The sequence below is a fragment of the Desulfopila sp. IMCC35006 genome, assembly GCF_005116645.1.
Classification (GTDB): Bacteria; Desulfobacterota; Desulfobulbia; order Desulfobulbales; family Desulfocapsaceae; genus Desulforhopalus_A.
Genome location: NZ_SWCM01000008.1, coordinates 1 through 16,078 on the forward strand (window position 1 = coordinate 1; position 16,078 = coordinate 16,078).

10 protein-coding genes are annotated in these 16,078 nt (G+C 50.7%); 4 read left to right on the forward strand and 6 right to left on the reverse strand.

The genetic code is table 11. The annotated features are described in order from the left end of the window. The first annotated feature begins 426 nt into the window (after window positions 1-426). The 4 genes from FCL47_RS14155 to FCL47_RS14170 all read left to right on the forward strand — a co-directional run bounded on the left by FCL47_RS14155 (window position 427) and on the right by FCL47_RS14170 (window position 11,661). Entirely contained in the window at window positions 427-2,121 is a 1,695-nt protein-coding gene (locus tag FCL47_RS14155; RefSeq protein WP_136814175.1) for an AarF/UbiB family protein, read from the forward strand. A gap of 112 nt (window positions 2,122-2,233) precedes the next feature. Continuing rightward, complete coding sequence (locus FCL47_RS14160) at window positions 2,234-7,345, forward strand: isocitrate dehydrogenase kinase/phosphatase AceK regulatory subunit (protein ID WP_136814176.1); 5,112 nt, start codon at window positions 2,234-2,236, stop codon at window positions 7,343-7,345. Between the two features lie 154 nt (window positions 7,346-7,499). Beyond that, the gene (locus FCL47_RS14165; protein ID WP_136814177.1) at window positions 7,500-9,395 is read left to right on the forward strand and encodes a malate synthase; all 1,896 of its coding nucleotides are present in this window, start codon (window positions 7,500-7,502) and stop codon (window positions 9,393-9,395) included. A gap of 16 nt (window positions 9,396-9,411) precedes the next feature. Beyond that, a complete protein-coding gene (locus FCL47_RS14170) occupies window positions 9,412-11,661 on the forward strand; it encodes an isocitrate lyase/phosphoenolpyruvate mutase family protein (protein WP_136814178.1) in 2,250 nt (749 codons plus the stop codon). Window positions 11,662-11,900: 239 nt separating this feature from the next. On the opposite strand, the gene FCL47_RS14175 is transcribed toward FCL47_RS14170, so the two are convergent. The 6 genes from FCL47_RS14175 to FCL47_RS14195 all read right to left on the reverse strand — a co-directional run bounded on the left by FCL47_RS14175 (window position 11,901) and on the right by FCL47_RS14195 (window position 16,021). Beyond that, complete coding sequence (locus FCL47_RS14175) at window positions 11,901-12,410, reverse strand: universal stress protein (protein ID WP_136814179.1); 510 nt, start codon at window positions 12,408-12,410, stop codon at window positions 11,901-11,903. An 87-nt stretch (window positions 12,411-12,497) separates the two neighbouring features. Beyond that, on the reverse strand, window positions 12,498-12,668 hold the full coding sequence (locus FCL47_RS24420) for a hypothetical protein (protein ID WP_153306373.1): 171 nt from the start codon (window positions 12,666-12,668) through the stop codon (window positions 12,498-12,500). A 308-nt stretch (window positions 12,669-12,976) separates the two neighbouring features. After that, window positions 12,977-14,014, reverse strand: coding sequence for an XdhC family aldehyde oxidoreductase maturation factor (locus tag FCL47_RS14180; RefSeq protein WP_136814180.1), 1,038 nt, complete (start codon window positions 14,012-14,014; stop codon window positions 12,977-12,979). Between the two features lie 126 nt (window positions 14,015-14,140). Then, a complete protein-coding gene (gene yedF, locus FCL47_RS14185; protein ID WP_136814181.1) occupies window positions 14,141-14,752 on the reverse strand; it encodes a sulfurtransferase-like selenium metabolism protein YedF in 612 nt (203 codons plus the stop codon). Between the two features lie 14 nt (window positions 14,753-14,766). After that, entirely contained in the window at window positions 14,767-15,813 is a 1,047-nt protein-coding gene (gene selD, locus FCL47_RS14190; protein ID WP_136814182.1) for a selenide, water dikinase SelD, read from the reverse strand. Further along, complete coding sequence (locus tag FCL47_RS14195; RefSeq protein ID WP_136814183.1) at window positions 15,803-16,021, reverse strand: hypothetical protein; 219 nt, start codon at window positions 16,019-16,021, stop codon at window positions 15,803-15,805. The genes selD and FCL47_RS14195 overlap by 11 nt, the downstream gene beginning before the upstream one ends. Window positions 16,022-16,078 lie beyond the last annotated feature (57 nt).

A 16,078-nucleotide genomic window follows, 5' to 3' on the forward strand; every position in this document is an offset into this window, starting at 1 on the left:
ATTTCGTGAATGAACTTATCCCGCAAATCTTTTGGGCGGGATTATCAGCCGCTTGATAATTATCTTGTGCAGTTAATAGCAAATTATTTCGTGAATGAACTTATCCCGCAAATCTTTTGGGCGGGATTATCAGCCGCTTGATAATTATCTTGTGCAGTTAATAGCAAATTATTTCGTGAATGAACTTATCCCGCAAATCTTTTGGGCGGGATCATCCGTGGTACATTGACTGAAATTATACCCCTCAAGGGGGCACCGAAAACAGTCCCGCATAGAGGGGGGTGGATGCAAGTCAGGCATAGTTGTATGTAAATTGGATCTTGTCACGGAATTGCGACGCTTGCGAACAATTTCGCACAAATCTTTACGGTCTGCCACTCCAGGCCAGAAAACCCAATCCCTCCCACCTCTCTTGAGAACAAAAAAATGGATCTCTTTGAGCAGACCGCTTTTCTGCAGGCATTTCACAACTCCACCGAGGAGCAGTTGGGCCGACAACTTGACCTGCTGGTGCAATCGATGGGGGAGCAGGCCTTTTGCCGGAAGGCCGCTTCCCTCCTGATGTCGCTGGCCCGCCCTGAAGACGCAGTGCCCGGCAGCCTTGCTCGCTTTGTACCTCTGGTTCGCGACGGCATCGAACTGTTTCTCTCAGGCGTCTCCTATCCCAGGCTTCATCGGGTAATACTCGACCAGTCAACCCTAAAGGACTGCACTGTTCCCGGCGAGCGGTTGCTGAACCTGGTCCTCCACTTTCCAACGCTGCACAAGCTCGGTCAGGTTATTGCCCGCAATCGACAACTTGATCCAGAGCTGAAAAAGTGGCTTGTTCGCCTGGAGCAGGGGGACTACGGTACCGATCCGGAAGGTCAAGTGCACTTCATTCAAACACAGTTGGCAGCGCTGCGTTCGCGCTGCCAAATCACGCTGTCTCCCCGCATCATTGCCGAGGCCAGTGTTGCCACCGTCCTTCCCTGCAGCTGGCAAAACCCTGGCAGTAGTCAGACCAAGAAAGGGGTTTTTAAGGTGCTCAAATCTCAGGTTGATATCCATCTGCAGGAAGAACTGGGGATTTTGGAAAGCGTGATGGCAAATCTTGAAAAGAATCGCAAACGGTATGGGCTGCAGGAGATGAAGCTTGCCAGTCTCTTTCAGGAAATTCGCGGGGATCTTGCCCGGGAGATTGACTTGACCGCCGAACAGCAGAACCTGGATGAGGCCGCAAAAATTTATGATCGCGTGGATGGCGTGCGGATTCCGGAACTGGCACCTTTCTGTACACGAACCATGACCTCTATGGAGTATATCGACGGCATAAAGATTACCGAAACGAAGGGGACAAAGGATCAGCAGGAAAAACTGGCGGGCCGGGTTTTTGAAGCAATCATCTGTATGCCGCTTTTTGCAAAAGCAGATTTATCCTTGTTTCATGGAGATCCCCATGCCGGAAATATCCTGGCTGTTCCCGGCAGTGGTCAGGACGGTTTCGAGGTGGCATTGCTTGATTGGACGCTTGCCGGACACCTGTCGAAAAAACAGCGGATACAGGTTGTGGCACTGTTGCTTGGGATCATGAAAAGTGATAAGTGGACTCTGGCCGGGGTCATAGCAAGCATGGCTTCAGCTTCAGATATGGATGAAACAAAGGCCAGGGCGGCTCTTGCCGAAACGATTGAAAACCTCTTGTCATCGGAGGAGTATGTTGATTGTGATCCTCTGAAAAAGGCCTTTTGTTTGCTGGAAAAAATGACGATGGAGGGTCTGGTTTTTCCTTCGGAACTTGTGCTCTATCGTAAATCATTTTTCACCCTTGAAGGGGTCCTTCACGATATTTCACCGAATTTTGCAATGGGAGAAGCGATGGAAAAATATCTCGCTACGCTTCTGCTGCAGGAGCTGCCGGAGCGCTGTGCCATGTGGATGACGCCTTTGGCGGATACTCCCGAGTACTATCGAACCCATCTCTCCAATCAGTCACTGCTTGAGCTCTCCCTTCAGCAAAGCATCACCATCTGGCAGCAGACTCTACAGCAGAGTTCTGCCCTGCTCGAGGCGCAGGTACAACTTTCGACTGATGTTATGAGGTATATTGCCGGTTGCCGCTATTGGTTCGCTGAAAAGTAGGGTGATTGGGCACTTCGGATAGAGGCATGCAACGCGGCAGATAGATTTGCCCTGCTGTCGGCGCTCTGTTTTTTGGACAGTATGGCAAAGTTTTGCTGAGAGGAACTTATCTATGACCGGAAAGCTGGATCGTGTTCTCGAGAGCATCCACCAACAATTTCTTCACTATTATAACGAATTTTTGTTTATCGCCGAGCGGGCGCCTGCGTTGTTTACCGCCGGCGAACTGGACAACCGCCTGCAGGATGACCTGTTGCGAGTGCAGCTCTATCGTCTGGCGACGCAAAAGAGTGTCACCTTTGTAAGTAATTCTCTTGGGGAGGCCTTATATGATCGCGGCAAGTGGGAACAGCTGCGGCAACGGTTTAAGGATGAGTATGAGGACGAGCTGGCGACCACCTATTTTACTTCGGTAATGCGAAAAGTTTTTGCTCGAAAAGGTATATCCATTGAATTTGAAGATGACGGCATTGGGCTGCATCAGGTTGAGCCAGACAAGATAGTTCATTATTATCCGATAAAGAAGCGTACGCAGCTGGGTAAAACCCTCCTGATGGCATTTGGCGACTCTGTCTTTGCCGATTCCTTTTCCGACACACTTCCTCAAGATACCGATATTATAATTGATATAATCAATGAACACATAGCGGAAGAAGAGGTGTTGCTTGCTCTTGAGTTATTAAAACCGCCGTTCTTTCGGGGAAAAGGGGCCTATATCGTTGGCCAGCTACGAACAAACGTTGCAGCTGTGCCGCTCATTATCAGTTGTGTCCATTCACTTGACGGCGTAAAGGTCGATGCGGTGTTAGTCGGCTATCAGGCAGCGAGAGTTTTTCTCTTTTCGTCAACTCGATCGGCCTTTACTGTTTCAACCAGAAATTACCAGGAGCTGTATAATTTTGTTCAGCGCTTATTCCCAACGGAAAATCCTGCTTATATTCTTGATATAATAGGATTTAGTCACCCGGCAAAACTTGCTCTCCTGCAACAGCTCAGGTCTATTTTCCAAACTGGAGAACAGTGTCAGTATCTTGGGGTCGGGCCGATAGACTTTGTCTTTGGCGTTAAGGGATTTCCTCTCGTCTTTAAAGTGATACGGCGCGGCTTGCCTGACAGACAAGGTATTATTGACAATTTCATCAAGGTCCATACCATTGATCGTCTTGGACAAATTCTGGATTCTCTTGATTACCGGAACCTAAAATTTGCCCGTAAGCAATTTTCAGATGAATTGATAGAGAAATTAGCCCATGAGCAACCGGAAGATGTGCTTATTACCGATGCGTATATCTTTTTCAAGCGGGTCTATGCCGCGCGCCGGATTATACCCGTCATAACCCAGGTCCGTATTGCCGGCAAAAGCGAGGCCCGGCAGATCCTACTGCGGGTTGGCTGGAATATCAAGCATTTAGCGGCCATGGGCTTTTTGCCGAAATCCTTGGGCTTAGCACATTTTGGGCTGACATCCTGGGGCCGGGTTGTTTATCTGGACAATGCCTCCCTCATCGATATTCGGTTGTTTACCTTTCGGGGACCGCAGGGTGCCGCTCTGGGGTTGGGCAAAAACAGTATTGACCCGTCGACCTTTGAGCAGGAATTGAACATTCCGCAGCCGCATCGGGAAATATTTCGCGCCATCCATGGAGATCTTTTTTCCGCGCATTTCTGGGAGAACATCCAGGCAAAGGTTAACAATGGCCGGTACCCTGATTTTTTCCCGTACCCCTCGCGTTATCGACTGGAATCAAGGAAATTCCGCCGTTCAATTCTAGAAGAATTACAACGGATGAATGATACGGCAGATGCCAAGCAAATACATATGGCGTTGAATAATCTGGCTGTTGCCGATGTAGAACTCGCCGGCCTGAGCTTTTTACGATTGGAGGTTCCGCAGCCCAGTGCCCGTGTATTGGTCCTTGAGCCCATTGGTCCGGAGATTATTGCCCAGTTACACCACCGATTTCACGATGTGACCTTTGATATTCTGCAATCAGAATCGGAAGTCGTTGAGAGTGCCGGACAATGGACCCCAGGCATTCATGGTAAACTGAACGCACTGGTTCAGGTGAGAAGATATGATTATGTGATAGGATATGTCAACGAGGCATTTGATGAGGATTTCTTCCGACTGGCTAAGCTGAAAGGGTTCCTGCTCTTATCAACCGGTACGCATAACATTGATGTCACGGCAGCAACGCGTTTTCATACCGTGGTCACCAACGCTCCCGGTCCTACGACCACGACGGTTGCCGAACAGAATATAGGTTTGATACTGGACGCCATGTACTCCCATGCTGTCCGGTACGGACAAGGTCCTGACGGGTTTGTCAGAATTGCCGGCAACGTGTGTCTGCATGCGGCTCCCATGGCAGTTGCCCATGCAATGTGGCTGTGTTTTCTGCAGAAGACCTTAAAACTGGATGCAATGTTTTCCTTTGGGGCCAGTGAACAGTATGTCCGCACGGGGGTTGGCGAGCACGCCACCGTTTACCATGATCAAATAGGCCAGAACAAGGAGGCCAATATCGTCCGGATCATCGGAGTTATTGGTTTGAATGACACCGGCCTGCATCTCATTGAATTTGCCATCGCCCACGAAGTTTCCGTGATTCATGTTCTCGGCGAGGAGTTCAAAAATCTGTCTGCAGCTCAAAAAGAAAGGCTCGAGGAGATGATCGCTGTTAAAATGAGCACCTCACGAACCCATGATTTATCTATCCGGATCGTACCGGTGAGCCGTGCGGAACTGTTTGATCATGCGAACTATACCTTTTCTACCGAACTACATGATTTCAGGCGGTGCACAATTGCTCAGCCGGGTGGTAAAATTCATATTGATATTGAGGATATTTTTGTCCGCAATCTCTTCGATTTGTATAACTCATCCAGGGCGACAATAACGCTGGGCATACAGGGGTTGGGGCGTATCGGCGAGGCCGTTGCCCAGCGGGCGATACCTCTGGGGATGAGCATTCTCATTTACCAGAGAAATCCGCATCGGCCTGACTATCAGGCAAAACTCATACATCTGCAAAAACTGGCAGCACATCACCACAAATGGGTAGGGCAATCCCTTTCCGTTGACTATGCTGAAGACAAGGATGCCTTTTTTGAGGGAAGCAATGTCATCACGACCCTGGCGGCAACCACGGACAAGACACGAGGCTGGGTGGACCAGAAGGGATTGGAGCGGTTTGCCAGTCGGGCTGTCAGTCCGCTGCGGGTGATTGTCAGTGCCGGAAAAGGACTTGTGGATGAAGATGCACTGATTCAATTCCTGCGCAGGAACCCTAATGCCGAGGCAAGGCTGGATGTTCTTGCCGGGGAACATGAAGGGGGGGCCTATCGTAGACTCACCGATGATAACGGGCGGCCTCTGGCAAATATCAAGATTACCGGGCATACCGCAGCCGCGGTGCGGGAAGTAAGACAGTTAAAGATATTCAAAGCTCTTGATAACTTACGAAGACTGATTGACGGCAGAATTCCACCCAATATCATCAACAATTCAATTACGAAAGGAAAAACAGCAGGAACGCACAGCATCGTTGAGATCGGGGAGCTGCGATTCTTTCGCATAAGTGTTCCCTCTCCCAGGGCAAGGGTGCTCGTCATTGAGCCCTTGCCTCCCGAGATTGTTCTTCAGCTGCAACTGCAGTTCGGGGATGTTTCCTTTGACATCCTGCTTGCCGAGTCCGAATTGATAGAAATTGACGGCGAGTGGACTCCCGGGATTAACAGTCGATTGAATGCCCTTGTCGCCGGTCAGCAGTACGATTATTGCCTGGGGTATTGTAATGCGAATTTTGATGCCCAGTTCTTTCGGCAGGCGCGCTTGAAAGGTCTTATTCTTTTTGCAACCGCTACCCATCATATCGATCTGGAAACGGCTACCCGGATGGGGACAATAGTCACCAACTCACCGGGGTATACGACAGTCGCCGTAACCGAACAAAATATCGGCATGGCCCTGGATGCGCTGTATGGGCGATATGTGCAAGATCAGTATTCTGAGGGGGCTGTTGCGCTGAATCAAATTGATATTGTTGAAGAAAAAAGAGCCAGGACAGTTGCCCAGATCATCTGGTTTACCTTGTTGCGACGGGCCTTGAGGCTGGATGCCATGTATGCGTTCGGGTCGGGAGATAAATATGTACGCACCGGAGTTCGGCGGGATGCAACGGTGTATCATGATCAGCTTGGACAATACCGCGAGGCGGGCATCCAGAGTAAGATTGGTATTATCGGCCTGGACGAGGTGGGCATATGCCTCATTGAACTGGCAATGGCGTATGAGGTGTCCTCGATTTTAATCCTGGAAGAGGAGTACCGCTCCCTTTCCGAACCACAAAGATCCCGACTGGATGATTTGCTGCAGCTCTTGCCTGAGGTTTCAGAAACGAAGCCGTTATCCATCCAGATACAACCCGTTGAGCAGGATGAGTTGATCCACACGGCAACCTATACGATCAAGACACCTGTTACGTACACCAAGCAGACATTGCGGGCAATAAAAGTCAAGAGTTCGATAAGTGTGCTTGCCGACAGGGTGTATATAAATGATCCTGGCATATTTGACCGTTCACTGATCGGACTCACCTTCGGCGTACAGGGCCTGGGCCGGATTGGTGAGGCTGTCGTGCAACGGGCACTGGCGCTGGGGGCTAATGTCATTGTCTGCCAGAGAAACCCCGAGCGTCCGCAATATCAACAGAAACTGGAGCGCCTGCGACGTCTGGCGCAGAACCGGGCAAGGGTGTACAAGCAAAAAATAGATGTGGAGTATGTTGATAAAACCGGACTGTTTACCACCAGCAACATTATAACAACCTTAGCGGCAACGACCTCGCTGACTCGATACTGGGTTGACCGTCAGGCCCTGGACATGCTCGGCATTGCCGCCCAGGGCGCAGTAAGGATTCTTGTTAATGCGGGGAAGGGGCTGTTGAATGAAGCAGATCTCGTACCGTACCTACGGGAACATCAAGACGTCGAGGTACGCCTTGATGTTCTTACCGATGAACAAAAAGGAAATGCCGGCCAGCGATTTATGGATGCAGACGGCAGGCCACTTGCCAATCTCAGGATTGCCGGTCATACCGCAGCCGCAGTTCCCGAAATACGCCGTCTTAAGATCTTTAATGCACTCAATAACTTACGGCTCCATATGGATGGTGAGAGGCCCAATAATATCCTGAACCCGGAAATAGTCGTGAAGGGTTAACCGACTGCCGGACCGTTTTATCCAGATTCAATTATGTTCGGGTATGACACCGAACAGCCGGTGTTCTTTATTTTTCTTGACGTCCTATTCTGCGATACCTACCGTAGGTTAATACTCCTACCGTAAGTTAATACGAACATAGCAAGGAGCTGACATGTCAGAACCAATCACCTACCGACTGTTGTATGCCAAAGAAATTGTCGAGAAGTATCCGGATGTGCTGAACAGTGAAGCCCTCGCCGCTCTTGAAAAAATGGCGGTGCTCAATGGCGAACGCATTGCCCTCATGGAGAAGCGGTACCGCACTCGACGGCGAAGATTTGCAAATCACGAGCGAATCACCTTTTTAAAGAGTGATGAGATCATTGGCGGCTGTCAAATTTCAGTGGCTGATGCAAGGGCTGGAAAGTTCAGCGGCCCTGTCATTCCCAAGGATCTGCAGAGACAATGGATTCAAGGTACCGGGCCGGCCGCAAAACCCGACGCACCGCTTGAAAGCAGCATAAGAAACGTGGCGTATGCACTGCTTTCCGGAGCCGATGGCTGGATGTTTGACGGAGAAGATGCCCTTGGGCAGGTACAAACCATGTCTCTGGACAATCTGCGCAACCTCAAACTCGCCTACCGGAAGGATCCGCTATTTCTCGATGTTGCGGAAAAAGTTGCCCAGGAGATGAATAAATGGGCTGTCTCCTTTCTTGGCAAGCCCATTATAAAAGACTGGCTGGCGCAACTCGGATTCACCACCAGAATATTCAGGCCTCGAGGGTTGCATCTCGACGACCGGCATTTCAGGGATGCGGATGGCCGCGGACTCTCGGCTTCCCTTGTTGATACAACCCTTTATCTCTGCAATACGCATGAGGCTTTACGTCAGAGCGGTTCCTCCCTGGTGCTGTACCTGCCCAAGATTCAGACAGCCGAGGAAGCGGCTTTCTGGAAAAAAATACTGGATACTCTCGAATCTGTCTTAGGGTTGCCGCAGAATTCGATACTTGCCTATGTGCTTCTTGAGCAGGTTGAAGCAACCTTTCAGATAATGGAAATACGAGCCGCCTTAGGCGGCCACTTTGTCGGCTTCAACACCGGAAGGTGGGATTATATCAACAGTGTAGCCGATGCCATGGCCTGGGATAAAAATTTTATTAATCCCAACATCGAAGAAATCGGCATGACCTATGGCTATATGGGGATGTATGAAGACAGGGTCCGACGCTGCGTAAACAGTCCTGATGAAAACGGAAGATTCGCGTTATTTCAGGGCGGAATGGAACCTAACATCCCGGTTGGCTCCAAGAAGGGCGTCGAGGACAGCATGAAAAAGGCCCTCGCGGGCGCCGAACGTGAACAAAAGGCAGGTGCCAGCGGGAAATGGGTCGCCCACTGGAAGATGGTGCATATCATTCGGCCGGTCTGGGAAAAAGTCGGCGAGAACAATCAGCTTGGCAGGTCCTTCCCACCCTTGAGCTACACTGAGGAAGATGCCGATAACCTCTTTTTATTAGAAGAGGCCCCCCGCACCGTTCGCGGCGCAAGAAATCTGCTCAGTGTTGCCCTGCAATACGGGAATGCATTTTCCCAGGGATTCCAGGCTGCCGCCTTGAAGCCCGGCGACTTTTTCGGCAACGATGACATCCTCTATCTTATGGAAGATATGGCAACCGGCGAGATACGTCTCAGTATCTTCTGGGAATGGATCCATAAAGGTGCGGCGCTCACCGAGGATGACCATGAGACAGGTCTTAAGAAAGGAGATGTCTTCACACAACAAATTTTTACCAGGCTCCTGGATGAGGAGTACCGCAAACTTCTCAATGCCGACAGCCGTGATGTCCACGAAAAATCGAAAACAACTACCCTGCCGATCGTCTATGAAATGGTCAAAAGATATGTCGATGAAGAGGTGAAAATTCCTTGGTATATCGACTTGTTGAACATAAACCTGAACAACTGCGATTTATCGGAAGGCAAGCGGCGAATTGAAGCCTACATCAAAAAATTCAGAGAAAGTGGACAGCGGATCACCGAAAATCTGGACTATTTACAGTAAAGAGAGGGAGAAAACCATGTTGGAAAAGCAAATCAGCGAATTACAGGAATATTTCTCCAGTTCCCGGTTTACGGGGATACAACGACTCTATTCCGAGCGGCAGGTGGCAGAGCAGCAGGGAACACTCGCCAATGATTATACGGTGGCGCGGGAGGCAGCGATAGGTTTTTTTCGCCTGTTACGGGAAAAATTTGCAACCAAAACCTCCATTACAACCTTCGGCCCTTATTCGCCAGGGCAGGCGGTAACCATAAAAAGGGCGGGTATCGAAGGGATCTACCTGGGCGGATGGGCAACGTCGGCAAAAGGCTCTATCAATGAAGACCCTGGAGCGGATTTGGCTTCTTACCCCCTTAGTCAGGTTCCCGACGAGGCTGCCGCCATCGTCAGAGCCCTGCTCACCGCCGACAAAAACCAGAAGTTCTTTCGCTCCCGTATGACGGAAGAACAACGGAAGAAGAGTCCGGAATTCGATTTCAGCCCCTATATCATTGCCGATGCCGATACAGGGCACGGTGGTGATGCCCATGTTCGTAACCTGATCCGACGTTTTGTGGAAGTAGGGGTTCCCGGCTACCATATTGAAGATCAACGACCAGGAACAAAGAAATGCGGTCATCAGGGCGGAAAAGTCCTGGTTCCCGTCGATGAACAGATAAAGCGACTGAATACGGCCCGTTTTCAACTGGATATAATGCGGGTGCCCGGCATCATCGTAGCCAGGACCGATGCTGAAGCAGCCACCCTGCTCGACAGTAATAATGACAGCAGGGACCACGCTTTCATCCTGGGGGCAACAAACATCAATGTGCCTCTGTATAAATTCTGTGCCTTGGCGGTGCAGCGTCTGTTCAATAAATCCGGGCATAAGGAAGTGCTCGGTCATTTACTCTATGATCTGGCCGAAGAGCAGTATGAGCTGGCCGTCAGCTGGTTTAAATCGGCTGATATCTATGACAAATTACAAACGATCATTGCTAAAAAGGTTTCAGCAGACGGGCTGGAACTCGAGCACATGCTCGATGAGGCCATGACCACTGTCGTGCAGGCCTGGGAGAGTGATGCCGGGATCAAGACTTTCCCAGAAGCTGTTGCCGAGCGCATAAAGCTCCTCCAGGACGATGGCCAGGATACGGCAATGAGTGTAGAGGAATGGATGGCGTACGCTAAAAATGTATCGCACTATATGGCAAGGCAGAAGGCCAAACAGATTGGGGCCAATATTCCCTGGGACTGGAACCGGCCCAGAACAACGGAAGGTTATTTTCAGATTCGCGGTGGTATCGATTACGCCATTGCCAAATCCCTGGCAGTTGCTCCTTTTGCCGATCTTATCTGGATGGAGACTAAAACCGCCAACTTAAAGGAAGCCACTGAATTCGCCGAAGCCATCCATGCCGTTTATCCGGACCAGATGCTGGCCTATAACCTCTCACCTTCATTTAACTGGGATACCACCGGGATGAGTGATGAAGAGATGCGCCGATTCCCAAGTGATATAGGCAAACTGGGGTATGTGTTCAACTTTATCACCTACGGCGGCCATCAGGCAGACGGTGTCGCCGGAGAAGAACTGGCAACCGCCCTAAAGCAGGATGGCATGCTTGCGCTGGCCCGATTACAGCGCAAACTTCGCCTGATTGAATCTCCATATACCACCCCGCAGAGCCTGGTCGGAGGTCCCCGGCTTGATGGTGCGCTTTCTGCCTGTTCCGGTCGAACTGCAACAACCAAAGCAATGGGCAAGGGCTCCACCCAGTTTCAGCATCTCATCCACACCGAACCACCGATATCACTCCTTGATGGATGGCTTGCCAAATGGTCCGAACACAACAAGGTTGACCTGAAACTTTCGGCACGACTCAGGCCACAAACCCAGGGTTCCGACATCCTGAAGCTTGAAGTTTTTGACCGTGCAGAGACCAAGGTAGCCGAAGTGGTGTTTACCGTCATATGCGACCGCGAGGATAAAGTGTTCTTGTTTATCCGTAATCAGATCCTGCACGATACCGGTTTGCGAAGAAAGAGGTTTATGACACTGCTCCACATCTTTTTGATACATCGGTATAAGGCGGACATTATTCAGTATATGACCCCGACCGATGATAATCGTCAGCAGATAAATGGCATGAAACGGCATGAATTATTTGAAGATGTCATTGAGGAAATTGGCGATATCATTGTCGCCCATGTAAACAGGAAGGCTGTTGCCGAAATGGCCAGGCATGACGGCCAGGGGATACAGCAACTCATAAATAAAGGGTAATGGTTCCGGCGATACCAATAGCCTGCTCTCTACCGGAATATGTTCATGCGTTGAGCGTATTCCGGTTCGATCCTCGTCTCCAGTGCTGTAAAAAACTCCAGTACCGGTTCCCGGCACTGGAGTTTGATTTGAGAACCTTGCCCCATGCCCCGGACCGAAATCGGCCGGATACCTGTTTCGATCGAGATTGATAAAGAATTAATGAATGGGGTCGGCTTTACTGTGCGTCTCCTGGCTGTTTATTTGATCTCTTCGGTGAATCCTTTGGGAACTCTCACCACCAGGACTGGTTGTGTCGCATTGTGCAGAACTTTACGAGTCGTGCTTCCCATCACTATTTCACTGACCTTGCCGTGACTTTGTGCACCCATGACAATCAGATCGGCAGAAACTTCCTTGGCGAGATTGACAATAACCTGATCGGGATAGCCGTCAACGACGTGGATGGCACTGACGGGATTGTCACAGGGCGGCTTATGATTGCATTCCGTGTTGCAGAGTTTCTCTATTCGTTCTTTGAGCTGCATTTTGACGACTTCCCGGGCCTTGCTGTGCATCTGTTCCGAGCTTTCATGGGAGATATACTGTTCAACCAGACTCTGGCCAAAAGTTGTCAGAGGCTCCATGCCGTGGACGGCGACTATTTTTGCTTTGTGCTGGCGGGCCAGGGCCAGGGCATAGCGGAATATGTACGGTGCTCCCGGGCCGAGGCCGGTGGCATAGAGGATGGTTTCAATTTTGGGCAGCATATCGTTCTCCTGATGGTGGAATAAAAAATGTATTATCCCCGCCTTAATTTTCAGTTATCCTGCGAAATTAGGGCGGGGATGATGGAACTAGCTTATTTTTTCCGGTTTACATACGTTTTCGGCCTTCGCCGCGCTCCGGCCACATCCCTTGCAATAATGGGTTGCCGGTTGAATCAGTGCTATATATGCTTTGGGATCCTTTATATGCAGCTCTTCATCGACATGAGCACAGAGCGTCTTTTGTTTGTTATCGCTCATGATGTACCTCCAGTATGAATAGTGTTAAGTAACCAGGTTTTGCCGAGCGAACACCTCTTGCATGGGATATTCGCTTGTCTGAAATACAGGATAGACACGGAGCGATGCATGTCAAGCAAGTGGATAGCTTTCAGGCACATACCGTCATTATCGGCCATTTTGACTGTTTCGATGAAACAATGAGCCCTTTGCTGTGAAGGGCGATGGCAAACAGTGGCCCTGGATGTTTTCGTGCCGGAGTGGTCCGGCCTAGGGCCACCCATCTGAGAAGAAAGTCCCGCAGTCAGGATTACGGCTCAGACGAGGTGTCACGCCTTCCTGCCGGTCGCACGCTGGAAAATAAGTTCCCCGACAATACTCACCGCAATCTCTTCTGGGGTGTCAGCTTTGATTGCCATGCCGATCGGACAGTGAACCTGTTCCAGCTGTGCCTCTTTGACACCCTTCTTGATCAGGTTGGCATAGATAGCGCTGCGTTTTTTGCGGCTGCCGATCATGCCTATGTACCCGGCTTTGGTCCCCAGGGCCTGGTCGAGCACCTCCATGTCGTGCATATGGCCGCGGGTGACGATCACCAGATAGCAGTCTTCGTCAATGTCATATTCTTTGAAACACTCGGCAAAGGAGGGCAGCACCTTGATTTCGTCGGCCTGGGGAAATCGTTCTCTGTTGGCGAAATCGCTCCGGTCATCCATCACGATGACCCGAAACCCGACCCGGGCCGCAGCTTCCGCGGTGCAGGCAGCCACATGACCGGATCCGATCAGAAAGAGATTGCCGCCGACGGCAAAATACGAGGCCAGATATTCCCGGCCCGCATACTCGATCAAGGTGCAGTCCGAGGTCGAAGAACGGATCTGATTGACCGCCGCCAGGAGTTGCGCGGGAACATCGTCACGGCTGGCCCGGCCCTTATGATCGATGACAAAACGTTGGTCGCCGCTGTCGGCGTCAAGCGGGGAAATGAGGGTAATCCGGTGTCCCAAGGCCATGGCTGCATTCAGAGATTGGAAAACCGTTCTGTTGGCATCGTTGGCCCGGATAAATTCCAGGAACAACTCCAGTTTCCCGCCGCAAATCATATCGGTGATTGTGGCATCATCGTTGGTGAGATCAAAGCTTCGGCGGGTTCCGTGAGCGTCGGCAAAACATTTATCTGCCTCCTTGATGGCCAGGGCCTCGACCATACCACCGCCGATGGTTCCAATTATGCCGCCGTCACGGCGAACAATCATTTTGGCCCCAGCCAGTCGAGGCGTGGATCCTGACTGGCTGGAGACGGTGACAAGAACCAGATCTGCCCCGTCACTTAACAAGGTGCAGAGCTGTTGGATGAGCTTTCTCATGTCCTGTTCACCGATCGTTTATTTTCGGGGATAGATGTACTTCGAGGATTTCTGGTTGTTGCATCAATGGTGCAGGCGATCTCCAGAGACATAGTGTTTCCTTGTCGTTTTGCCTTTATTTTTTCACTAACTGATAGTAATGACCTTGTCGGCAAGTTGTGTGGCCATAACAATATCGAGCATATTCGTTGTGCCGCCGACTTTCTTATGCGCGGTGAGACCAAAATGCTCCAGGCAGGTACCACAGGCAAATATAATCACCCCGGATTTTTCATACTCCTGCAACTCCTGCAGAACAGGGGATGATCCGATGGTCAGTTTTACCCCGCCATTGACGAAAATGAGCTGCCATAGATCCGTTCCCATTTCCTTGATGGTTTTCAGGTAACTGACCATCAGCTTACCACCGAGAACGTCATCGCCGGAACCAAGACAGTCACTGGTGACCAGGACGAGATTTTTTTGCGTGGCAGTATCCCGGCTGACTTTTTTGGTCTCTGGTTGACTGTCATTTCCAACCCTTTGATGGCAGCGTGCCTCAAGCCGGAATATGCCGCCTTCCTGGCTGTCGGTCACGGTATAGCCTCTTGACTTGAGAAAGCGGGTGACATTTTCCATGGATGACCCATTGTCCACGAGGACCGTCATCTCTTTATCATTGTTCTGTTCGACACTATCTTTTACCAGCAGTACCGGGGCGGGACAGGTCAGGCCGCAGGCGTTAATTATTTTTCCCATTGTATTTCCTTACCTTACAGAAGTTGAATTATATTTTTCGGATGTTCGGTCACAAAACCGATCACTGCTGCCTCGAAGATTCCTGCATCGTGCAGTCTTTGGAGAAGGGCGGGTATATCTTTTTCGGCGCAGCCCACCAGCAGGCCGCCCGAAGTCTGCGGGTCATAGAGAATGTCACGGAGAACAGGATCGAAAGTGGCGGATGCCTGGACCATATCTTTTCTGAATTCCCGATTTTTATGGGCGCCGACCGGAACAAAGCCCATTGCCCCAAATTCATAGGCTTCGGCCAGCAGCGGGATCTTGTCCGATGCAAGCGTTACGCCTATGCCGGTCCCGCAGATCATCTCGGCTATGTGACCGAGGAGGCCGAAGCCGGTTATGTCGGTGCAGGCAGAAATTGTAAATGCAGTCATTATTTCGGCAGCCTTGCGGTTCAGCGTGGCCATCAGCTCGGTTACCTTTTGAATGGTGACATTAGAGGCCAGACCTGCTTTGATGGCGGTATTAATTATTCCTGTACCGAGCGGTTTGGTCAGTACCAGGCAATCTCCTGGACGAAGGCCCTGGTTGGTGAGAATTTTCAATGGATGGATAAAACCGGTGATTGACAGGCCGTACTTCAATTCATCGTCTTCAACGCTATGTCCGCCGAGCAGCACCGTGTCTGCTTCCTTGAGTGTTGCTGCCCCGCCTGCGAGCATTTCCCGCAATGGTTCCCGGCCCATGCTCGTCATCGGATACGCCACGATATTCATGGCGGTCTTGGGGACACCGCCCATCGCATAGACGTCGGAGAGGGCGTTTGCGGCGGCAATTCGACCGAAATCATAAGGATTGTCGACGATTGGCGTAAAGAAATCCAGGGTCTGGATCAGGGCCAGTTCATCGGACACACGGTAAACCCCGGCATCATCCGAGGTTGCCATGCCGACCAGAACATTTTCGTTTGTAGGAAATTTTATGCCGCCGAGTGCTTGTTCCAGGTCCCCTGGAGAAAGTTTCGATGCTCAGCCGCCTCCCTTAACGCACGTGGTGAGTCGAACCATCTTATTTTGCATTTTCTCCTCCGGTGAGTGGACATAGGGCATCTTTCACGTCGTACTGGTGTTTCTGTCCGCACAGCGGACATCCTGCGTTCAGACTGATTATTCCCTGGAGTTCTTTTACGCCTGCTCCATCTTCAACGATTCGGTGCCCGGGAAGGAGGGCATAATCGTCAGACGCAAACGTGATCTTCTTTATTGGACATGTGAAGTAAAGTTTCATGTTTTTTGCCAGATTACAAAACGGGAATAATTACAGCAGCACACTCTCTGCAGCCCA